Source organism: Stenotrophomonas sp. YJH_SMC_17, from assembly GCF_059371655.1.
Genome location: NZ_JCAFUU010000001.1, coordinates 1,059,939 through 1,077,684 on the forward strand (window position 1 = coordinate 1,059,939; position 17,746 = coordinate 1,077,684).

Below are 17,746 nucleotides of genomic sequence, written 5' to 3' on the forward strand. Positions count from 1 at the left end.
AAGCGGCACGCCCACGGACGGCCGGACAGGCGCATGATTCGCCACGCACTGTTACGAAGTAACACTCAATCCCCATTGGCCCCTTCCACAGCCTATCCGCCATGAAGCCCTCCCTGCTCGCTACCGGCATCACCTTCGCCCTGACCCTGGCCAGCCTGCCCTCCCTCGCCCTGGCTGCCGATGCGGCCCCGGTGAAGGACCTCGATACCGTCACCGTCAGTGCCCAGCTCGACCAGGCCCGCAACGCGCTGTCGCCGGACATCGGCAGCAGCCAGTACCAGATCACCGCCGAGGACATCCAGAAGCAGCCGCTGGGTGCCTCCGCCCCGCTCAGCCAGGTGCTGCTGCAGGCCCCGGGCGTGGTCCAGGACTCCTATGGCGGCGTCCATGTGCGCGGCGACCACGCCAACCTGCAGTACCGCATCAACGGCGTGCTGCTGCCCGAATCGATCTCCGGCTTCGGCCAGACCCTGGACGCGCGCACCATCAAGAGCATCCGCCTGATGGACGGCGCGCTGCCGGCGCAGTTCGGCGAGCGCACCGCGGCGGTGGTCGACATCACCACCCGCAGTGGCGCCGAGCTCGGCAATGGCGGCAGCGCCGGACTCACCGCGGGCTCGTTCGGCAAGGTCAACCCGAATGCCTCCTGGTGGGGCAACCAGGGCCGCTGGAGCTGGTTCCTGACCGGCAACTACGACCAGAACGAGGTTGGCCTGGAGAACCCGACCAGCTCGCGCAAGCCAATGCACGACGACACCCATCAGGGCAAGGCGTTCGCCGACCTGACCTACCTGGTCAACGACAACACCCGCCTGAGCGTGTTCGCCGGCTTCGCCAACAACCGTTTCCAGATCCCGGTCAATCCGGGCCAGACTCCACAGTTCGGCTATCTCGATACCACCACGTTCGATTCCAGCCAGCTGGACGAGACCCAGCGCGAGACCACCCGCTTCGGCATGCTGGTGCTGCAGGGCACGCTGGGCAGCACCGCCTACCAGGTCTCTGCCGGGCAGCGCTACAGCGATGTGGCATTCAACCCGGATGTCGTCGGCGACCTGGTGTTCAGCGGCGTCGCCTCGCAGGTCCAGCGCAGCAACCGCGCCAACACCCTGCAGGCCGACTTCTCCACCCCGCTGGGCAACGACCACACGCTGCGCTACGGCCTGTACGGCAATTACGAGAACGCGCAGGCCAGCAACAGCAGCTGGGTGTTTCCGGTCGATGATGCCGGCCAGCAGTCCAGCACCACGCCGCTGCTGATTCCGGATCGCAGCGCCTTCCACGCCAGTACGCTGGCGCTGTACGTGCAGGACGAATGGAAGATCGGCGACGACTGGACCGTGAACTACGGCCTGCGCGGCGATCGCTACAAGGCCTTCGGCCACACCGAGGGTCAGCTCAGCCCGCGGTTGGGGGTGGTCTGGAATGCCAGCGACAGCACCACCGTGCATGCCGGCTATTCGCGTTACTTCACGCCGCCTGCCAGTGAGTTGATCGCCAGCAGCGATATCGCCCTGTACGACGGCACCACCAACCAGCAACCCAGCGGCGGCAGCAACACGCCGCTGGCCGAACGCAGCGACTACTACGACATCGGCGTCTCGCAGCAGCTGGGCGAGCACCTGACGCTCGGCCTGGATGCCTACGATCGGCGCGTCGCGCGGCTGCAGGATGAAGGCCAGTTCGGCGCCGCCTACATCTATTCGACCTTCAACTATCGCCGTGGCCACATCCGCGGCCTGGAGTTCAGTGCCGACTACAGCAACGGCCCCTTCAGCGCCTATTTCAATGCGGCGTACAACAAGGCAATCGGCACCCGGGTCATCACCGGCCAGTACAACCTCGATCCGGATGCGCTGGCCTACGTGGCCGACCACTGGATCCACCTCGACCACGACCAGAAGCTGACCTCATCGGGTGGGCTCAGCTACGCCTTCGCCGGCCACAACCGGATCGGTGCAAACTACGTGTTCGGCAGCGGTCTGCGTTCGGACATCGAGGGCGTGCCCAACGGCGGCGAACTGCCGGCGTACCTGCAGGTGAACCTCAGCGCCGGGCACGACTTCAACGCCGACAGCGGGCATCCACTGCATGTGCAGCTGGCCGTGATCAACGCGCTGGACCGCAGCTACCAGCTGCGTGATGGCGGTGGCGTGGGCGTGTTCGCCCCGCAGTGGGGGCCACGCCGCGGCGCCTACCTGAGCCTGCAGCAGGATTTCTGAGGAGACAGGGGTCGGATCCCTTTCCGCAGGAAAGGGCTCTGACCCCGCACCGGGAATGAGGTCAGCGCCCTTTGCGATGCAAAGGGTTCCGACCCCGTTTTGCTCTCAGCGCTTGACCTTGCGCAGCGACACCGCCAGCGCCCACAGCGCCAGCAGCACGAACCACACGCCGGACCACATCGGCATGGTCAGGCCCAGGAACGTCCAGTCAATATTGCCGCAGTTGCCGGTGCCGGTCAGCACCGTGCGGAACACTTCCAGCGGGCCCATGGTCTCGCGCAGGAAGCTCAGCGGCGGGCCGCAGGTCGCGCCCATCTCCGGCGGCAGCATCTGCACGTAGACGTGGCGAGCGGCGATGCCGACACCAACTGCGGCGGCAATGAAGGCCAGCACGCCATAGGTCGCGCGGCCGGGGCGGTTGGACGGCCCGTGCAGCGCACCGATCAGGAACAGCAGGCCCAGCGCAGCGAACGCCAGGCGCTGGAAGATGCACAACGGACACGGCTCCAGGCCCATCTTCAGCTGCAGGAAGATGGCGTAGCCCAGCAGGCCCGCGCAGATCAGGAAGCCCAGGAAGAACTGGGCGCGGAAGGGCCAGCGCAGTGGATTCATCGTCAACGCTCGAATGGATCAGGCGCCAAGCGTAACCGACAGCGCGCCCCGTTCGAACCGCCACACGGCACGCCTGTCGGAACGGTGCGGGTCAGAGCCCGTGCCCGCGGCACGGGATCCGCAGAAACGCAAAAGCCCGGCAGAGGCCGGGCTTTCGCTGTGTCGCGTTGGAGCGGTCCGATTACTCGGCCACTTCCTCGGCCACGACCGGACGGTCAACCAGCTCGACGTAGGCCATCGGCGCGTTGTCGCCGGCGCGGAAACCGCACTTCAGCAGACGCAGGTAGCCGCCCGGACGGTTCGCGTAGCGCGGGCCCAGGATGGTGAACAGGTTGCCCACGGCTTCGTTGTCGCGCAGGCGGGCGAAGGCCAGACGGCGGTTGGCGACGGAGTCGACCTTGGCCAGGGTGATCAGCGGCTCGGCAACGCGGCGCAGTTCCTTGGCCTTCGGCAGGGTGGTCTTGATCAGCTCGTGCTTGAACAGCGAGGCGGCCATGTTCTTGAACATCGCTTCGCGGTGGGCGCTGGTACGGCTGAACTTACGGCCAGACTTCTGATGACGCATGGTGATATTCCTTGGTTAATGATGAGGCTGTGTGGATCGTTGTCGCCATCCTGGCGTTGCTGCGCGGACTGCGGGTGGTCCTGGCCATCCATCCTGGACGACCTGCCCGCGAACCTTGGGTTCGTCGTGGCATGTTGTGTTGCGTTGAAGGCTCCACCGCGAACGGTGGAGCCCTCAGGCATTACCGATATCAGCCCAGCATGCCGTGGCTGGCGACGCCGGCCGGCGGCCAGTTCTCCAGCTTCATGCCGAGCGACAGGCCGCGCTGAGCCAGCACTTCCTTGATCTCGGTGAGCGACTTCTTGCCCAGGTTCGGGGTCTTCAGCAGCTCCACTTCGGTCTTCTGGATCAGATCGCCGATGTAGTAGATGCTTTCAGCCTTCAGGCAGTTGGCCGAACGCACGGTCAGCTCCAGATCGTCGATCGGGCGCAGCAGCACCGGATCCACGCCGTTGTTGGCCGGCTTCGCCGCACCGCGGTCGCGGTGGGTGAAGTCACCGAACACCGACAGCTGATCGCTGAGGATGTCGGCGGCGGTGCGCACGGCTTCCTCGGCATCGATGGTGCCGTTGGTCTCGATATCGATGACCAGCTTGTCCAGGTCAGTACGCTGTTCGACGCGGGCCGCTTCCACGGCATAGGCGACGCGGCGGACCGGCGAGAACGAGGCATCCAGGACCAGGCGGCCGATGGCACGGGTTTCTTCGTCCGGACGACGACGCGCGGCAGCCGGCTGGTAGCCGAAACCACGTTCGATCTTCAGACGCATGTTGACTGCCGTGTCCTTGGTCAGGTGGCAGATGACATGGTCGCCGTTCAGGATCTCCACATTGTGGTCGACCTTGATGTCGGCAGCGGTGACAACGCCCGGGCCCTGCTTGGACAGGGACAGGGTGGCGCTGTCGCCGGAGTGCATACGGATGGCCACGTCCTTCAGGTTGAGCAGGACTTCAAGCACGTCCTCCTGCAGACCTTCGACCGTGGTGTACTCATGCAACACGCCGTCGATTTCGACTTCCGTGATGGCGAAGCCCGGGATGGACGACAGCAGCACGCGACGCAGGGCATTACCCAGCGTATGCCCGTAACCCCGCTCCAAAGGTTCGATAACGACCTTTGCACGGGTGTCGGTAAGGCGTTCGATCTGCGGACCGCGAGGACGCAGAACCTGGTTGGCGGTAACCGTCATGTTGCGGGTTCTCCTAGTGAACCCCCGGCCGTCGCCGGGGGCTCTCCAATGTGAATTACTTCGAATACAGCTCGACGATCAGCGCTTCGTTGATGTCCGCAGGCAGATCCGAACGATCCGGAACAGCCTTGAAGATGCCGGTGAACTTGCCGGAATCCACTTCAACCCACGACGGGCTCAGGTCATGCTGGGCGGCGACGGTCAGGGCTTCCTGGACGCGCAACTGCTTTGCAGCCTTTTCAGACAGGGCGATGGCGTCGCCAGCCTTGACCTGGTACGAAGCCAGGTTGACCGACTTGCCATTCACGGTGACGCCGCGGTGCGACACCAGCTGACGGGCAGCCGGACGGGTCACGGCGAAGCCCATGCGGTAGACGACGTTGTCCAGGCGGGTTTCCAGCAGCTGCAGCAGGTTCTCGCCGGTGTTGCCCTTCTTGGTCGAGGCCTTCTTGTAGTAGTTGCGGAACTGACGCTCCAGCAGGCCGTAGATACGCTTGACCTTCTGCTTTTCACGCAGCTGGGTAGCGTAGTCGGACAGCTTGCCCTTGCGGGCAGTGGCGCCGTGCTGGCCGGGCTTCTGCTCCAGCTTGCACTTGGAGTCCAGCGCACGCGCCGGGCTCTTCAGGGACAGGTCGGCGCCTTCGCGACGGGCGAGCTTACAGGTAGGACCGATATAACGAGCCATTTCTTATCGCTCCCTTTAGACGCGACGCTTCTTCGGCGGACGGCACCCGTTGTGCGGGATAGGCGTCACGTCGATGATGTTGGTGATCTTGTAGCCGACGTTGTTCAACGAACGCACGGCCGACTCACGGCCCGGACCCGGGCCCTTGATGCGGACTTCCAGCGACTTCACGCCGTAGTCCAGCGCAGCACGACCGGCCTTTTCAGCAGCCACCTGGGCAGCGAACGGGGTCGACTTGCGCGAACCGCGGAAGCCAGCGCCACCGGAGGTCGCCCACGACAGAGCATTGCCCTGGCGGTCGGTGATGGTGACGATGGTGTTGTTGAACGAAGCGTGGACGTGGGCAACGCCGTCGGTGACGACGCGCTTGATCTTCTTCTTGGTCTTAGCAGCGGGCTTAGCCATTTCTCAGTCCCTTACTTCTTGATCGCCTTGCGCGGACCCTTGCGGGTGCGGGCGTTGGTACGGGTGCGCTGGCCACGCAGCGGGAGGCCACGACGGTGACGCAGGCCGCGGTAGCAGCCCAGGTCCATCAGGCGCTTGATCGCGATGCCGATTTCACGGCGCAGATCGCCTTCTACGATGTACTTGCCGACTTCGGCGCGCAGGCGCTCGATTTCCGGCTCCGACAGATCGCGGATCTTGGTGGTCGAAGCAACGCCTGCGACTTCGCAGACCTTCTTCGAACGGGTACGGCCGATGCCGTAAATGCTTTGCAACCCGACCCAGACGTGCTTCTGGGCTGGCAGGTTGACGCCTGCAATACGCGCCATGACGCGGTTCTCCAGCTGAGTGATGGCCGACAGCGCGCCTCGGGCACGCCAATCCGGCAGGATGGATCAAAAAAGTGAACTAGCGATACTAACAAGGTTCCGGTTTACATGGAAGCCCGTGAAACCATTGGTTTCATGAACCCGGCCTGGGGAGTGTGCCCAGGCTCCGGCGCCGGATGGGGTTGGACCTGGGGTTTCCCCCGGGGCCGCCCGCGCTACTCCAGCGCGGGACCACCTCATCACACCCCCACCCGGAACCGCTGCGGGGGCCGCCCTTCGTTTGTGTGGCCGGAGTCCGCGAAGCGGAGGGACCATCACGTCAGGAAGACGAAAGTATAACAGGCCAATCAGCCGCGGGCAAAACCGCCGCGGTTGCCGCCCTTCAGGTTGGCCTTCTTCAGCAGGCTCTCGTACTGGTGGGACATCAGGTGCGCCTGCACCTGGGCGATGAAGTCCATCACCACCACCACCACGATCAGCAGCGAAGTACCGCCGAAGTAGAACGAGGCGTTCAGCTGAGTGCGCATCAGCTCCGGCAGCAGGCAGACAATCACCAGGTAGGCCGAGCCGGCCGCGGTCAGGCGGGTCAGCACGCCGTCGATGTAGTCGGCGGTGGCCTTGCCCGGACGGATGCCCGGAATCAGCGCGCCCGACTTCTTCAGGTTGTCGGCGGTTTCCTGCGAGTTGAACACCAGCGCGGTGTAGAAGAACGCGAAACCGGTAATCAGCGCAGCGAACACGATCATGTGCAGCGGCTCGCCCGGGCCCAGGGCGTTGGCGACCTTCTGCAGGATCTGGCCGAAGCTGCTCTGGTTGGCGGCCTGGCCGGACCACATGGCCAGGGTGGCCGGGAAGGCCAGCAGGCTCGAGGCGAAGATCGCCGGGATGACGCCGGCCATGTTGAGCTTCAGCGGCAGGAACGAGGTCTGGTTCATGTACGCATTGCGACCGCCCTGGCGGCGCGCGTAATTGACCGTGATCCGGCGCTGGCCACGCTCGACGAACACCACGAAGAAGGTGAAGGCGAGCACGACGATGGCGATCAGCAGCAGCTGGATGAACTGGATGTTGCCGTCGCGGTACGCGTCGAAGGTGTGGATGACCGCACCCGGCAGGCCCGCCACGATACCGGCAAAGATGATCAGCGATACGCCGTTGCCGATGCCGCGCTCGGTGACCTGCTCACCGACCCACATCAGGAACATGGTGCCGGCAGTCAGTGCGACCACGGCGGTGAGCACGAAGCCCATGCCCGGTGCGTACACGACCGGAGCGCCCGACGGCGAGACCTGGCCCTGCAGGGCCAGCGCGATCGAGCCGCCCTGCACCACTGCCAGCAGCACGGCGCCGATGCGCGAATACTGGGTGATCTTGCGGCGGCCGGACTCACCTTCCTTCTGCATCGCCTTCAGGGCGGGGAAGATGTGCACGGCCAGCTGCATCACGATCGATGCCGAGATGTACGGCATCACGTTCAGCGCGAAGATGCTGAAACGGTGCAGGGCGCCGCCCGAGAACATGTTGAACATGTCCACGATGCCGCCGCCCTGCTGTTGCATCATGGCAAGCATGGCATCGGGATTGACGCCCGGCACCGGCACGTAGCAGCCGATGCGATAGACGATCAAAGCCCCGACGACGAACAGCAAACGTTGGCGAAGTTCAGTGAACTTGCCCATTCCGCCCGCGAGGTTACCGATGCCAGCTTGCGCCATGATTTTCTTACTCCGTTACGCTGCCGCCGGCAGCTTCGATCGCAGCCTTGGCACCGGCCGTGGCAGCAATACCCTTCAGGGTGAACGCCTTGGTCACTTCGCCCTTGACGACGACCTTGGCCTTCTTTGCGGTGCTCGGGACCAGCTTGGCAGCACGCAGGGCGGCGAAGTCGATCTCACCGGCCGGCAGCTTGTCCAGCGCGTACAGCAGCACTTCAGCGGTGTCCTTGGCGATCGGCGAACGGAAGCCGATCTTCGGCAGACGACGCTGCATGGGGGTCTGGCCGCCTTCGAAGCCAGCCTTGATCTTGCCGCCACCCTTGCGGGCGAACGAACCCTTGTGGCCGCGGCCGGCAGTCTTGCCCAGGCCCGAGCCGATACCGCGACCGACGCGGGTACGCTCGGTGCGGGCGCCCGGTGCCGGGCTCAGTTCATTGAGACGCAGAGTCATGGTCGATTACTCCTCAACCTGGACGAGGTACTGAACCTTGTTGATCAGGCCGCGCACCTGCGGGCTGTCCTTCAGTTCACGCACATCGTTGAGCTTGTTCAGGCCCAGGGCACGCACCGACAGGCGGTGACGCGACTGGGTGCCACGCAGGCCACGCACCAGGCGGACCTTGACAGTCTTGTTGGACTCATTAGCCATGGTTGAGTTCCTCCACCTTCTTGCCGCGCTTGGCCGCGATGCGGGCCGGCGACTGCGCAGCAGACAGGCCCTTCACGGTGGCACGCACCAGGTTGATCGGGTTGCGCGAACCGGTGGCCTTGGCCAGCACGTTCTTAACGCCAACGGCTTCCAGCACGGCGCGCATGGCACCGCCGGCGATCACACCGGTACCTTCCGAAGCCGGCTGCATGAACACGCGGGCTGCGCCGTGACCATCCTTGATGGTGTGCCACAGGGTGCCGTTGTTCAGGTCAACGCTGACCAGGTTCTTGCGGGCCTGTTCCATCGACTTCTGGATGGCGACCGGCACTTCGCGGGCCTTGCCATAACCGAAACCGACCTTGCCTTCGCCGTCGCCGACAACGGTCAGGGCGGTGAAGGTGAACTGGCGGCCACCCTTGACGGTCTTGCTGACGCGGTTGACCGCGACCAGCTTTTCGATCATGCCGTCGTCGATCTTCTCTTCGCGGTTACGGTCGCGATCGCGACCCCGCTGCTGACGCTCTTCTGCCATGTTGATTCCTTGGTTGTTTGGGTATGTACGGCTCGAGGCCGCTTATGGTTGTGGAATGTCGCGTTGTTCCGGTGAACCACTGCAGAAGAGTGGCGCCGCCCCGCCTCACTCAGGCGGGCGAGCAGGCGGGCAGGAGACCACAGGTCCCCTGCCCTTGTCCCTTAGAACTGCAGGCCGGCTTCGCGGGCGGCTTCTGCCAGGGCCTTGATGCGGCCGTGGTAGCGGTAGCCCGAACGATCGAAGGCAACCTTCTCGACGCCGGCGGCCTTGGCGCGCTCAGCGACGATACGGCCGACCTTGGCGGCGGCATCGGCGTTCTTGCCGTTCTTCAGGCCTTCCTTGACGTCGGTCTGGGTGGTGTTGGCGGCAGCCAGCACCTTGGAACCGTCGGCGGTGAAGACCTGGGCGTACAGGTGCTGGCCGGTGCGCAGCACCGACAGGCGGGCGACGCCGAGCTCACGGATGTGGGCGCGGGTCGACTTGGCGCGACGCAGGCGGGCGATGTTCTTGTTCATGATGTTTTTCCTTTGAAAGCGGAAGCGCCTAATTAGGCCTTCTTGGCTTCCTTACGGATGATGACTTCGTCGGAGTACTTCACGCCCTTGCCCTTGTACGGCTCCGGCTTGCGGAACGCACGGATCTTGGCGGCAACTTCACCGACGACCTGCTTGTCAGCGCCCTGGACCAGGATCTCGGTCTGGGTCGGGGTGGTGATGGTGATGCCTTCCGGCGCCACGAACACGACCGGGTGCGAGAAGCCCAGGGACAGGCTCAGGTCCTTGCCCTGCATGGCAGCGCGGTAACCCACGCCGACCAGCTCCAGCTTGCGCTCGAAGCCTTCGGACACGCCCTTGACCATGTTGGACAGGATCGCACGCACGGTACCGGTCAGTGCGACCAGCTCGGCGTTCTCGGTGCTCAGGGTGGCAACGCCGTTGTCGACGTTGATGGCAATACCGGCCGGCTTGGCCAGCGACAGGGTGCCCTTCGGGCCCTTGGCGGTGACGCTGTCCGACTGGACGTTCAGTTCAACCTTACCCAGGGTAATCGGCTTCTTGGCTACGCGGGACATAGTTCTACTCCTTTCGCCTTAGGCCACGAAGCACAGGACTTCGCCGCCGACGCCCAGCTGGCGCGCCTGCGCATCAGTCATGATGCCCTTGGAGGTGGAAATGATGGAGATACCCAGGCCGTTCATGACCTTCGGCAGCTCGCTCTTGCCGCGGTACTGGCGCAGGCCCGAACGCGAGAAGCGCTTCAGGGTCGCGATGACCGGCTTGCCTTCGAAATACTTCAGCACGATTTCCAGCTCGGACTTGTTGTTTTCCAGCTGGGTCACGCGCAGGTCGGTGATGTAACCCTCGTCCTTCAGGACCTGGGCGATCGCAACCTTGATCTTGGACGACGGGGCCTTCACCGTCTGCTTGCCTACCGCGGCCGCATTCTTGATGCGGACCAGCAGGTCGGCGATGGGATCAGTCATGCTCATATGAGTACCTTTGAGTGCACCGATATCCGCTTTCGCGAAAATCTGTTGTCTCCTGGAAACGGGCCAGGCCCCTTGATGCAGCGGGCCGGAAGCCCACTCCTACGACCCCGTTTGCGCAGGGCAAGACGCGGGAGTATACGCCAAAAGAGCCCGGCTTGCGCCGGGCTCTTCGGTTTTTTTTGCGTCGGGAAAGCTGAATGCCTCCCCCGCCCGGTTCAGGAACCCCCGAAGGGGCTCCTGATCGCAGGGCCGGCTGGGATTACCAGCTGGCCTTGCGCAGACCCGGGACGTCGCCACGCATGGTGGCTTCACGCAGCTTGTTACGGCCCAGGCCGAACTTGCTGTAGACGCCACGCGGACGACCCGACAGTTCGCAACGGTTGCGCTGGCGGCTCGGCGACGAATCGCGCGGCAGCTTGGCCAGCTTGGTTGCGGCGTCGATCTTCTCTTCGTAGGTCGCGTCCACGGAGGACACGATCTTCTTCAGAGCCGCACGCTTTTCAGCGTACTTCTTTGCCAGCTTTTCCCGCTTGATGTCGCGGTTGACCATGGAGGTCTTTGCCATTTCGGTTTCCTCGACAGATCAGTTACGGAACGGGAACTTGAACGCTGCCAGCAGCGCCTTCGCTTCCGCGTCGGTCTTCGCAGTGGTGGTGATGGCGATATCCATACCGCGGATCGCGTCGACGGCGTCGAAGTCGATTTCCGGGAAGATGATCTGCTCCTTCACACCCATGTTGAAGTTGCCGCGGCCGTCGAAGGAACGACCGGAAACACCACGGAAGTCGCGCACGCGCGGCAGCGAGATGTTGATCAGGCGATCCAGGAACTCGTACATCTTGTGGCGACGCAGCGTGGTCTTGCAGCCGATCGGCCAACCATCGCGGATCTTGAACGACGCAACCGACACACGCGACTTGGTGACAACCGGCTTCTGGCCGGAAATCTTGGTCATGTCGCCGACGGCGTTTTCCAGGATCTTCTTGTTGGTGGCCGCTTCGCCGACACCCATGTTCAGGGTGACCTTGACCAGCTTCGGCACTTCCATCGGATTGGTGTAGCCGAACTGCTTCATCAGCGCCGGCACCACTTCGTCCTTGTAGAACTTTTCGAGACGGGAACTCATCTTCTCATTCCTCAGGCGTCGAGCGCCTCACCGCTGGAGCGGAACACACGCAGTTTGCGTCCATCCTCCAGCACCTTGAAGCCAACGCGTTCGCCCTTGCCCGAAGCCGGGTTCAGAACATTCACGTTGGAGATATGGATCGAAGCTTCGCGCTCGACCACGCCGCCGGCAACACCTGCCTGCGGGTTCGGCTTGGTGTGGCGCTTGACGATGTTCACGTTGGCGACGACCACGCGGTCGCCGTCGACGCGGACGACTTCGCCCTGCTTGCCCTTGTCCTTGCCAGCGTTGACGACAACCTGGTCGCCCTTCTTGATACGGTTAGCCATGATTATCTCCTGTCGCTCACAGCACTTCGGGAGCGAGCGAGACGATCTTCATGAACTTCTCCGAACGAAGTTCACGGGTCACCGGCCCGAAAATACGGGTACCGATCGGCTCCTGCTTGCTGTTCAGCAGAACGGCAGCGTTGCCGTCGAAGCGGATCAGCGAGCCGTCGGCGCGACGCACACCCTTGCGGGTACGCACCACGACGGCGTCATACACTTCACCCTTCTTGACCTTGCCGCGCGGAATCGCATCCTTCACGGTGACCTTGATGATGTCGCCGATGCCGGCGTAACGGCGCTTGGAACCACCCAGCACCTTGAAGCACATCACCTGCTTGGCACCCGAATTGTCCGCGACGTCAAGGTAGCTCTGCATCTGGATCATGATTCAGCTCCTTATTCAGCCGCGCGCGTGATGACTTCCACCACGCGCCAGTTCTTGGTCTTGGACATCGGAGCAATCTCGGTCACGCGGACGACATCGCCTTCCTTGCAGGCGTTGTCGGCATCGTGGGCGTGCAGCTTCGTCGAGCGCTTGATGTACTTGCCGTACAGCGCGTGCTTGACCTGACGCTCAACCAGGACGGTAACCGTCTTGTCCATCTTGTTGCTGACGACACGGCCTTCGACCGTGCGCAGCGTCTTCTTTTCAGTATTGTCGCTCATAGCGGCCATCCTTACTTCGTGCTGCCGAGCAGGGTCTTGACGCGAGCAATCTCGCGACGGACCCGGCGAATGTCGTGGGTCTTCGGCAGCTGGCCGGTGACCTGCTGCATACGGACAGAGAACTGTTCCTTACGCAGGTCGATCAGGTGGGCCTTGAGTTCGTCAGCCGACTTTTCACGGAGAGTTTTGATATCCATCAGCGCACCGTACGGGTCACGAAAGTGGTGGTGACCGAGAGCTTGGCGGCGGCCAGGCGGAACGCCTCGCGAGCCACTTCCTCGGAAACACCCTCGATTTCATAGATCATGCGGCCGGGCTGGATCTGGGCCACCCAGTATTCCACGTTACCCTTACCCGAACCCATTCGGACTTCGATGGGCTTCTTGGTGATGGGCTTGTCGGGGAACACGCGGATCCACATCTTGCCGCCGCGCTTGACGTAGCGGCTGATCGAGCGGCGGGCCGCTTCGATCTGACGCGCGGTCAGCTGACCGTGTGCGGTTGCCTTCAGGCCATACTCGCCGAAGCTGACAGCGTTGGCGCTCCAGCTCAGGCCATCGTTACGGCCCTTGTGTACCTTGCGGTACTTGGTTCGCTTGGGTTGCAACATTGTCGTTACCTCGCTTCACGGGCCGGGCGCTGACGGTCACCACGGTCGCCGCGATCGTGACGATCGTTGCGCGACGGGGTGTCGTCCTGCTTTTCCTGGCCAACCTGGGAGAAATCGAAGACCTCGCCCTTGTAGATCCAGACCTTGATGCCGATGATGCCGTAGGTCGTCTTGGCTTCAGCGAAGCCATAGTCGATGTCGGCACGCAGGGTGTGCAGCGGCACGCGGCCTTCGCGGTACCACTCCGAACGGGCGATTTCTGCACCGTTGAGGCGGCCACCGACGTTGACCTTGATGCCCAGGGCACCCAGGCGCATCGCGTTGCCGACCGAGCGCTTCATTGCACGGCGGAACATGATGCGACGCTCCAGCTGCTGGGCGATCGACTCGGCAACGAGCTGCGCGTCCAGTTCCGGCTTGCGCACTTCGGTGACGTTGATGTGCGCCGGGACGCCCATCATCTCGCTCACTTCCTTGCGCAGCTTCTCGATGTCCTCACCGCGCTTGCCGATCACCACGCCCGGACGGGCGGTGTGGATCGTCACGCGAGCGGTCTTGGCCGGACGCTCGATCAGGATCTTGCTGATGCCGGCCTGAGCCAGCTTCTTGCGCAGCATGTCGCGCACTTTCAGGTCGGCTGCCAGGTAACCAGCGAACTCGGCCTTGTTGGCGTACCACTTGGAGTTCCAGTCCTTGGAAATGCCGAGGCGGATACCAATCGGATGAACTTTATGACCCATGGTCTTTTCCTTATCCGCTTACTTGGCGGCGCCCACAACCACAGTGATGTGGCTGGTGCGCTTGAGGATGCGGGTACCGCGGCCTTTCGCCCGCGCCATGAAACGCTTCAGGGTCGGACCTTCATCAACCATGATGGTCTGAACCTTCAGCTCGTCGACGTCGGCGCCCTGGTTGTTCTCGGCATTTGCAATAGCCGACTCCACCACCTTCTTGATCAGGTGGGCAGCCTTCTTGTCCGAAAACTTCAGCAGGTTGACCGCACGCTCGGCCGGCAGACCGCGCACCTGGTCAGCGACCAGACGAGCCTTCTGCGGGGAGATGCGCGCAGTGCGCAGGATGGCTTTCGCTTCCATTGTCATCTCTCCTTACTTGCCCGACTTCTTGTCACCACCGTGACCCTTGAAGGTCCGGGTGATGGCAAATTCGCCGAGCTTGTGGCCGACCATGTTCTCGTTGACGAGAACCGGGATGTGGTTCTTGCCGTTATGCACGGCAATGGTGACGCCTACCATGTCAGGCAGGATCATCGAACGGCGCGACCAGGTCTTGATCGGCTTCTTGCTGCCCGCAGCGGCCTCCACCTTCTTGACGAGGTGGTGATCGACGAACGGGCCCTTCTTGAGTGAACGTGCCATGGTCGATTAGCCCCTACGATCGCGGACGATGAACTGCTGAGTGCGCTTGTTATGGCGCGTCTTGTAACCCTTGGTCGGGACACCCCACGGGGTGACCGGATGCGGGTTACCCTGGCCGGCCTTGGCCTCACCACCACCGTGCGGGTGGTCAACCGGGTTCATGGCAGCACCACGAACGGTCGGGCGGACGCCGCGCCAACGCTTGGCACCGGCCTTGCCCAGCTTTTCCAGGCTGTGCTCGTCGTTGCCGACTTCGCCGATGGTGGCGCAGCACTCGACCGGAACCTTGCGCATTTCACCCGAGCGCAGGCGCAGGGTGGCGTAGATGCCTTCGCGAGCCACCAGCTGCACGGCCGCACCCGCGGCGCGAGCGATCTGAGCGCCCTTGCCCGGCTTCAGTTCGATGCAGTGGATGGTGGTGCCGACCGGGATGTTGCGCAGCGGCAGGGTGTTGCCAGCCTTGATCGGGGCATCCGAACCGGCGATCACCTGATCACCAGCCTTCAGGCCCTTCGGGGCGATGATGTAGCGACGCTCACCGTCGACGTAGCACAGCAGAGCGATGTGGGCGGTGCGGTTCGGATCGTATTCGATGCGTTCCACGCGCGCCGGGATGCCCAGCTTGTTGCGCTTGAAGTCGATGATGCGGTAGTGCTGCTTGGCACCACCACCGACGTGACGCACGGTGATGCGGCCATGGTGGTTACGACCACCCGAGCGGCTCTGCGACTCGACCAGCGCAGCGTGCGGAGCACCCTTGTGCAGGTCGGGAGTGACCACGCGCACGGCCGAGCGGCGGCCGGGGGAAGTGGGCTTGAATTTCATCAATGGCATGGGATGTACCTCAGGCCTTGGCCGTTACATCGATCGACTGGCCGTCGGCCAGGCGAACGTACGCCTTGCGCCAATCGCCGCGGCGGCCAGCACGGTTACGGAAGGACTTGTTCTTGCCCTTGACGTTGACCACGTTGACGGCTTCGACCTTGACGTCGAACAGCTGCTCAACCGCGGCCTTTACATCGGCCTTGGTGGCTTCGTTCGAAACTTCGAAGACATACTGGTTGGAGAGTTCCTGCAGGCGCGCGGTCTTTTCGGAGACACGCGGGGCACGCAGCACGCTGAAGATTTTTTCGTTGCTGTTCATGCCAGCCACTCCTCGACCTTCTTGACCGCGTCAGCGGTGATGACGACCGTGTCGGCACCCACCAGCGAGACCGGATCCAGACCCTGGACGTCACGCACCTGCACGTACGGCAGATTGCGGGCGGACAGGTACAGGTGCTCGGACGCTTCTTCGGTGACGATCAGCGGGCGCTTGCCCACTTCCAGGCCGGCCAGCTTGGCGATCAGACCCTTCGTGTTGGTCACTTCGACGTCGAAGGACTCCACGATGGTCAGACGGCCCTGACGGTTCAGCTCGGACAGGATCGCGCACATGGCGGCACGGTACTGCTTGCGATTGACCTTCTGCTCGAAGCTGCGCGGCTTGGCCGCGAAGGTGACACCGCCGCCGACGAAGATCGGAGCCGTCAGTGCGCCATGACGCGCGCCGCCGCCCTTCTGCTTCTTCGACTTCTTGGTGGTACCAGCCACTTCAGAGCGAGTCTTCTGTGCCTTGGTGCCGGCGCGACCGGCGTTGCGGTAAGCAACGACGACCTGGTGGACCAGATCTTCGCTGAAATCGCGACCGAACACGGCTTCGGAGACCGAGACCTTGTTGTTGCTACCCGTGATAACGAGTTCCATCGTCATCTCTCCTTATGCCTTGCTCGCCGGACGGACGATCACGTCGCCACCCGCCGCGCCAGGAACGGCGCCGCGAACCGCGATCAGACCGCGCTCGACGTCGACCTTGACCACTTCCAGGTTCTGGGTGCTCTGCTGCACCGCGCCCATGTGGCCCGACATCTTCTTGCCCGGGAAAACGCGACCCGGGGTCTGGCGCTGACCCAGCGAACCCGGCGCGCGATGCGACAGCGAGTTACCGTGGGTTGCATCGCCCATACGGAAGTTGTGGCGCTTGATGGTGCCCTGGAAGCCCTTACCCTTGGTGACACCCTGGACGTCGACGATCTGGCCGACTTCGAAGATGTCCGCCTTGACTTCGCCGCCAACGGCGAAATCGCCGAGCTGCGCGTCTTCAACGCGGAATTCCCACAGGCCACGACCCGCTTCCACCTTCGCCTTGGCGAAGTGGCCGGCTTCCGGCTTGTTGACCAGGGCAGCGCGACGCGCGCCGACGGTCACCTGCACGGCGCTGTAGCCGTCGGTTTCGACGGTCTTGATCTGCGCGATGCGGTTCGGGGTTGCTTCGATCAGGGTCACCGGGATGGAGCGGCCATCTTCAGTGAACACGCGGCTCATGCCGGCCTTGCGGCCCACGAAGCCCAACGAATACTTCTTCGTCATGGTCGTAGTCCTCAGGTCAGCTTGATCTGAACGTCGACGCCGGCAGCCAGTTCGAGCTTCATCAGCGCGTCCACGGTCTTGTCATTCGGGTCAACGATATCGAGCACGCGCTTGTGCGTGCGGGTCTCGTACTGGTCACGCGCGTCCTTGTCGACGTGCGGGGAAACGAGAACGGTGTAACGCTCGATCTTGGTCGGCAGCGGGATCGGGCCACGCACTTGCGCGCCGGTCCGCTTTGCCGTTTCAACGATCTCGCTGGCCGAACGGTCGATCAGACGATGATCGAACGCTTTCAGCCGGATCCGGATCTTTTGGTCCGCCATGGCGGTAGGTTCCTTCGTTAAAAGAGCGACAGACAAAGCCTCTGGGTTGCTTTGCCCCATGAAATTCCTGAATACGGACGGCCCACACTCCTGCAGGCCGACAAGGTCACTCCATAGACCTCAAAAACGTAGGCAGACCCGTTCCCAGGCCTGCCCAGACGTAGAAGCATAATGGCACGCAAGGCAGCTGTCAACAGTCGCCTGTTGACGCCGCCTGAATGGCATTGACCCTTCCTGGTCCGGGGAACACAAGGCACATCCTGTGCCTGCTTTCCCATTTGATACGCCCCGATGCCCTACCCAGGCAACATCGGGGCGCAGATACTACCAGATTACTCGATGATCTTCGAGACCACGCCGGCGCCGACGGTACGGCCACCTTCGCGGATGGCGAAGCGCAGGCCTTCGTCCATTGCCACCGGGTTGATCAGGGTGACGACCATCTTGACGTTGTCACCCGGCATCACCATTTC

General features: G+C 63.3%; 30 protein-coding genes. 1 reads left to right on the forward strand and 29 read right to left on the reverse strand.

The annotated features are described in order from the left end of the window. Window positions 1-101 precede the first annotated feature (101 nt). Complete coding sequence (locus tag AC5P8Z_RS05050) at window positions 102-2,222, forward strand: TonB-dependent receptor (RefSeq protein ID WP_286071049.1); 2,121 nt, start codon at window positions 102-104, stop codon at window positions 2,220-2,222. 105 nt (window positions 2,223-2,327) lie between these two features. Here the strand turns inward: AC5P8Z_RS05050 and AC5P8Z_RS05055 are convergent, their stop codons facing one another. From AC5P8Z_RS05055 to AC5P8Z_RS05195, 29 genes are all read right to left on the reverse strand, one after another. Beyond that, complete coding sequence (locus tag AC5P8Z_RS05055; RefSeq protein ID WP_286071048.1) at window positions 2,328-2,834, reverse strand: disulfide bond formation protein B; 507 nt, start codon at window positions 2,832-2,834, stop codon at window positions 2,328-2,330. Between the two features lie 181 nt (window positions 2,835-3,015). Then, window positions 3,016-3,399 carry a 50S ribosomal protein L17 gene (gene rplQ / locus AC5P8Z_RS05060; protein ID WP_005408217.1) on the reverse strand — a complete coding sequence of 128 codons (384 nt, stop codon included), beginning with the start codon at window positions 3,397-3,399 and terminating at the stop codon, window positions 3,016-3,018. Between the two features lie 190 nt (window positions 3,400-3,589). Continuing rightward, window positions 3,590-4,588: a DNA-directed RNA polymerase subunit alpha gene (locus AC5P8Z_RS05065; protein WP_004145453.1), complete on the reverse strand. Its 999-nt coding sequence runs from the start codon at window positions 4,586-4,588 to the stop codon at window positions 3,590-3,592. Between the two features lie 55 nt (window positions 4,589-4,643). Then, a complete protein-coding gene (gene rpsD / locus AC5P8Z_RS05070; protein ID WP_004145446.1) occupies window positions 4,644-5,273 on the reverse strand; it encodes a 30S ribosomal protein S4 in 630 nt (209 codons plus the stop codon). Between the two features lie 15 nt (window positions 5,274-5,288). Continuing rightward, complete coding sequence (gene rpsK, locus AC5P8Z_RS05075; RefSeq protein WP_004145443.1) at window positions 5,289-5,678, reverse strand: 30S ribosomal protein S11; 390 nt, start codon at window positions 5,676-5,678, stop codon at window positions 5,289-5,291. Window positions 5,679-5,689: 11 nt separating this feature from the next. Beyond that, window positions 5,690-6,046, reverse strand: coding sequence for a 30S ribosomal protein S13 (gene rpsM / locus AC5P8Z_RS05080; protein WP_004154500.1), 357 nt, complete (start codon window positions 6,044-6,046; stop codon window positions 5,690-5,692). 347 nt (window positions 6,047-6,393) lie between these two features. After that, entirely contained in the window at window positions 6,394-7,761 is a 1,368-nt protein-coding gene (gene secY / locus AC5P8Z_RS05085) for a preprotein translocase subunit SecY (RefSeq protein WP_004154499.1), read from the reverse strand. Window positions 7,762-7,768: 7 nt separating this feature from the next. After that, entirely contained in the window at window positions 7,769-8,212 is a 444-nt protein-coding gene (rplO, locus tag AC5P8Z_RS05090; RefSeq protein WP_004154498.1) for a 50S ribosomal protein L15, read from the reverse strand. Window positions 8,213-8,218: 6 nt separating this feature from the next. Continuing rightward, the gene (gene rpmD, locus AC5P8Z_RS05095) at window positions 8,219-8,410 is read right to left on the reverse strand and encodes a 50S ribosomal protein L30 (RefSeq protein WP_005408214.1); all 192 of its coding nucleotides are present in this window, start codon (window positions 8,408-8,410) and stop codon (window positions 8,219-8,221) included. Next, complete coding sequence (rpsE, locus tag AC5P8Z_RS05100; RefSeq protein ID WP_005408213.1) at window positions 8,403-8,945, reverse strand: 30S ribosomal protein S5; 543 nt, start codon at window positions 8,943-8,945, stop codon at window positions 8,403-8,405. The genes rpmD and rpsE overlap by 8 nt, the downstream gene beginning before the upstream one ends. Before the next feature lie 161 nt (window positions 8,946-9,106). Beyond that, window positions 9,107-9,460, reverse strand: a complete 354-nt coding sequence (rplR, locus tag AC5P8Z_RS05105; RefSeq protein ID WP_014646053.1) for a 50S ribosomal protein L18 — start codon at window positions 9,458-9,460, stop codon at window positions 9,107-9,109. A gap of 32 nt (window positions 9,461-9,492) precedes the next feature. Next, window positions 9,493-10,017, reverse strand: coding sequence for a 50S ribosomal protein L6 (gene rplF, locus AC5P8Z_RS05110; protein ID WP_014646052.1), 525 nt, complete (start codon window positions 10,015-10,017; stop codon window positions 9,493-9,495). Between the two features lie 18 nt (window positions 10,018-10,035). Further along, complete coding sequence (gene rpsH, locus AC5P8Z_RS05115; protein ID WP_005408210.1) at window positions 10,036-10,434, reverse strand: 30S ribosomal protein S8; 399 nt, start codon at window positions 10,432-10,434, stop codon at window positions 10,036-10,038. Between the two features lie 259 nt (window positions 10,435-10,693). After that, window positions 10,694-10,999: a 30S ribosomal protein S14 gene (gene rpsN, locus AC5P8Z_RS05120; protein ID WP_005408209.1), complete on the reverse strand. Its 306-nt coding sequence runs from the start codon at window positions 10,997-10,999 to the stop codon at window positions 10,694-10,696. Between the two features lie 18 nt (window positions 11,000-11,017). Then, window positions 11,018-11,560, reverse strand: coding sequence for a 50S ribosomal protein L5 (gene rplE, locus AC5P8Z_RS05125; protein ID WP_004154491.1), 543 nt, complete (start codon window positions 11,558-11,560; stop codon window positions 11,018-11,020). Between the two features lie 11 nt (window positions 11,561-11,571). Then, window positions 11,572-11,889 (reverse strand): 50S ribosomal protein L24, encoded by a 318-nt coding sequence (gene rplX / locus AC5P8Z_RS05130; RefSeq protein ID WP_004154490.1) that lies wholly within the window; start codon window positions 11,887-11,889, stop codon window positions 11,572-11,574. A gap of 16 nt (window positions 11,890-11,905) precedes the next feature. Next, window positions 11,906-12,274, reverse strand: a complete 369-nt coding sequence (rplN, locus tag AC5P8Z_RS05135) for a 50S ribosomal protein L14 (RefSeq protein WP_004145357.1) — start codon at window positions 12,272-12,274, stop codon at window positions 11,906-11,908. An 11-nt stretch (window positions 12,275-12,285) separates the two neighbouring features. After that, the gene (gene rpsQ, locus AC5P8Z_RS05140) at window positions 12,286-12,555 is read right to left on the reverse strand and encodes a 30S ribosomal protein S17 (RefSeq protein ID WP_004154489.1); all 270 of its coding nucleotides are present in this window, start codon (window positions 12,553-12,555) and stop codon (window positions 12,286-12,288) included. Window positions 12,556-12,566: 11 nt separating this feature from the next. Beyond that, entirely contained in the window at window positions 12,567-12,752 is a 186-nt protein-coding gene (gene rpmC, locus AC5P8Z_RS05145) for a 50S ribosomal protein L29 (protein WP_004154487.1), read from the reverse strand. Beyond that, window positions 12,752-13,165, reverse strand: coding sequence for a 50S ribosomal protein L16 (gene rplP, locus AC5P8Z_RS05150; protein WP_004154486.1), 414 nt, complete (start codon window positions 13,163-13,165; stop codon window positions 12,752-12,754). The genes rpmC and rplP overlap by 1 nt, the downstream gene beginning before the upstream one ends. Before the next feature lie 5 nt (window positions 13,166-13,170). Continuing rightward, complete coding sequence (gene rpsC, locus AC5P8Z_RS05155) at window positions 13,171-13,905, reverse strand: 30S ribosomal protein S3 (RefSeq protein WP_005415414.1); 735 nt, start codon at window positions 13,903-13,905, stop codon at window positions 13,171-13,173. Window positions 13,906-13,923: 18 nt separating this feature from the next. Next, on the reverse strand, window positions 13,924-14,259 hold the full coding sequence (rplV, locus tag AC5P8Z_RS05160; protein WP_004145348.1) for a 50S ribosomal protein L22: 336 nt from the start codon (window positions 14,257-14,259) through the stop codon (window positions 13,924-13,926). 12 nt (window positions 14,260-14,271) lie between these two features. Then, entirely contained in the window at window positions 14,272-14,541 is a 270-nt protein-coding gene (gene rpsS / locus AC5P8Z_RS05165; RefSeq protein ID WP_004154485.1) for a 30S ribosomal protein S19, read from the reverse strand. A 6-nt stretch (window positions 14,542-14,547) separates the two neighbouring features. Beyond that, window positions 14,548-15,375 (reverse strand): 50S ribosomal protein L2, encoded by an 828-nt coding sequence (gene rplB, locus AC5P8Z_RS05170; RefSeq protein WP_004145339.1) that lies wholly within the window; start codon window positions 15,373-15,375, stop codon window positions 14,548-14,550. Between the two features lie 10 nt (window positions 15,376-15,385). Next, complete coding sequence (gene rplW, locus AC5P8Z_RS05175) at window positions 15,386-15,685, reverse strand: 50S ribosomal protein L23 (protein WP_004145338.1); 300 nt, start codon at window positions 15,683-15,685, stop codon at window positions 15,386-15,388. Next, complete coding sequence (gene rplD, locus AC5P8Z_RS05180) at window positions 15,682-16,287, reverse strand: 50S ribosomal protein L4 (RefSeq protein ID WP_049432779.1); 606 nt, start codon at window positions 16,285-16,287, stop codon at window positions 15,682-15,684. The genes rplW and rplD overlap by 4 nt, the downstream gene beginning before the upstream one ends. Window positions 16,288-16,299: 12 nt before the next feature. After that, the gene (gene rplC, locus AC5P8Z_RS05185) at window positions 16,300-16,950 is read right to left on the reverse strand and encodes a 50S ribosomal protein L3 (protein WP_004145336.1); all 651 of its coding nucleotides are present in this window, start codon (window positions 16,948-16,950) and stop codon (window positions 16,300-16,302) included. An 11-nt stretch (window positions 16,951-16,961) separates the two neighbouring features. Then, window positions 16,962-17,273, reverse strand: coding sequence for a 30S ribosomal protein S10 (rpsJ, locus tag AC5P8Z_RS05190; RefSeq protein ID WP_005408208.1), 312 nt, complete (start codon window positions 17,271-17,273; stop codon window positions 16,962-16,964). A gap of 332 nt (window positions 17,274-17,605) precedes the next feature. Continuing rightward, window positions 17,606-17,746, reverse strand: a 141-nt coding sequence (locus tag AC5P8Z_RS05195) for an EF-Tu C-terminal domain-related protein (protein WP_487247787.1), incomplete at its 5' end; no start/stop codon positions are given.

Coding starts and splice junctions, on each gene's coding strand:
- AC5P8Z_RS05050 (WP_286071049.1), top strand. CDS start 102: ATGAAGCCCTCCCTGCTCGCTACCGGCATCACCTTCGCCCTGACCCTG.
- AC5P8Z_RS05055 (WP_286071048.1), bottom strand. CDS start 2,834: ATGAATCCACTGCGCTGGCCCTTCCGCGCCCAGTTCTTCCTGGGCTTC.
- rplQ (WP_005408217.1), bottom strand. CDS start 3,399: ATGCGTCATCAGAAGTCTGGCCGTAAGTTCAGCCGTACCAGCGCCCAC.
- AC5P8Z_RS05065 (WP_004145453.1), bottom strand. CDS start 4,588: ATGACGGTTACCGCCAACCAGGTTCTGCGTCCTCGCGGTCCGCAGATC.
- rpsD (WP_004145446.1), bottom strand. CDS start 5,273: ATGGCTCGTTATATCGGTCCTACCTGTAAGCTCGCCCGTCGCGAAGGC.
- rpsK (WP_004145443.1), bottom strand. CDS start 5,678: ATGGCTAAGCCCGCTGCTAAGACCAAGAAGAAGATCAAGCGCGTCGTC.
- rpsM (WP_004154500.1), bottom strand. CDS start 6,046: ATGGCGCGTATTGCAGGCGTCAACCTGCCAGCCCAGAAGCACGTCTGG.
- secY (WP_004154499.1), bottom strand. CDS start 7,761: ATGGCGCAAGCTGGCATCGGTAACCTCGCGGGCGGAATGGGCAAGTTC.
- rplO (WP_004154498.1), bottom strand. CDS start 8,212: ATGACTCTGCGTCTCAATGAACTGAGCCCGGCACCGGGCGCCCGCACC.
- rpmD (WP_005408214.1), bottom strand. CDS start 8,410: ATGGCTAATGAGTCCAACAAGACTGTCAAGGTCCGCCTGGTGCGTGGC.
- rpsE (WP_005408213.1), bottom strand. CDS start 8,945: ATGGCAGAAGAGCGTCAGCAGCGGGGTCGCGATCGCGACCGTAACCGC.
- rplR (WP_014646053.1), bottom strand. CDS start 9,460: ATGAACAAGAACATCGCCCGCCTGCGTCGCGCCAAGTCGACCCGCGCC.
- rplF (WP_014646052.1), bottom strand. CDS start 10,017: ATGTCCCGCGTAGCCAAGAAGCCGATTACCCTGGGTAAGGTTGAACTG.
- rpsH (WP_005408210.1), bottom strand. CDS start 10,434: ATGAGCATGACTGATCCCATCGCCGACCTGCTGGTCCGCATCAAGAAT.
- rpsN (WP_005408209.1), bottom strand. CDS start 10,999: ATGGCAAAGACCTCCATGGTCAACCGCGACATCAAGCGGGAAAAGCTG.
- rplE (WP_004154491.1), bottom strand. CDS start 11,560: ATGAGTTCCCGTCTCGAAAAGTTCTACAAGGACGAAGTGGTGCCGGCG.
- rplX (WP_004154490.1), bottom strand. CDS start 11,889: ATGGCTAACCGTATCAAGAAGGGCGACCAGGTTGTCGTCAACGCTGGC.
- rplN (WP_004145357.1), bottom strand. CDS start 12,274: ATGATCCAGATGCAGAGCTACCTTGACGTCGCGGACAATTCGGGTGCC.
- rpsQ (WP_004154489.1), bottom strand. CDS start 12,555: ATGAGCGACAATACTGAAAAGAAGACGCTGCGCACGGTCGAAGGCCGT.
- rpmC (WP_004154487.1), bottom strand. CDS start 12,752: ATGGATATCAAAACTCTCCGTGAAAAGTCGGCTGACGAACTCAAGGCC.
- rplP (WP_004154486.1), bottom strand. CDS start 13,165: ATGTTGCAACCCAAGCGAACCAAGTACCGCAAGGTACACAAGGGCCGT.
- rpsC (WP_005415414.1), bottom strand. CDS start 13,905: ATGGGTCATAAAGTTCATCCGATTGGTATCCGCCTCGGCATTTCCAAG.
- rplV (WP_004145348.1), bottom strand. CDS start 14,259: ATGGAAGCGAAAGCCATCCTGCGCACTGCGCGCATCTCCCCGCAGAAG.
- rpsS (WP_004154485.1), bottom strand. CDS start 14,541: ATGGCACGTTCACTCAAGAAGGGCCCGTTCGTCGATCACCACCTCGTC.
- rplB (WP_004145339.1), bottom strand. CDS start 15,375: ATGCCATTGATGAAATTCAAGCCCACTTCCCCCGGCCGCCGCTCGGCC.
- rplW (WP_004145338.1), bottom strand. CDS start 15,685: ATGAACAGCAACGAAAAAATCTTCAGCGTGCTGCGTGCCCCGCGTGTC.
- rplD (WP_049432779.1), bottom strand. CDS start 16,287: ATGGAACTCGTTATCACGGGTAGCAACAACAAGGTCTCGGTCTCCGAA.
- rplC (WP_004145336.1), bottom strand. CDS start 16,950: ATGACGAAGAAGTATTCGTTGGGCTTCGTGGGCCGCAAGGCCGGCATG.
- rpsJ (WP_005408208.1), bottom strand. CDS start 17,273: ATGGCGGACCAAAAGATCCGGATCCGGCTGAAAGCGTTCGATCATCGT.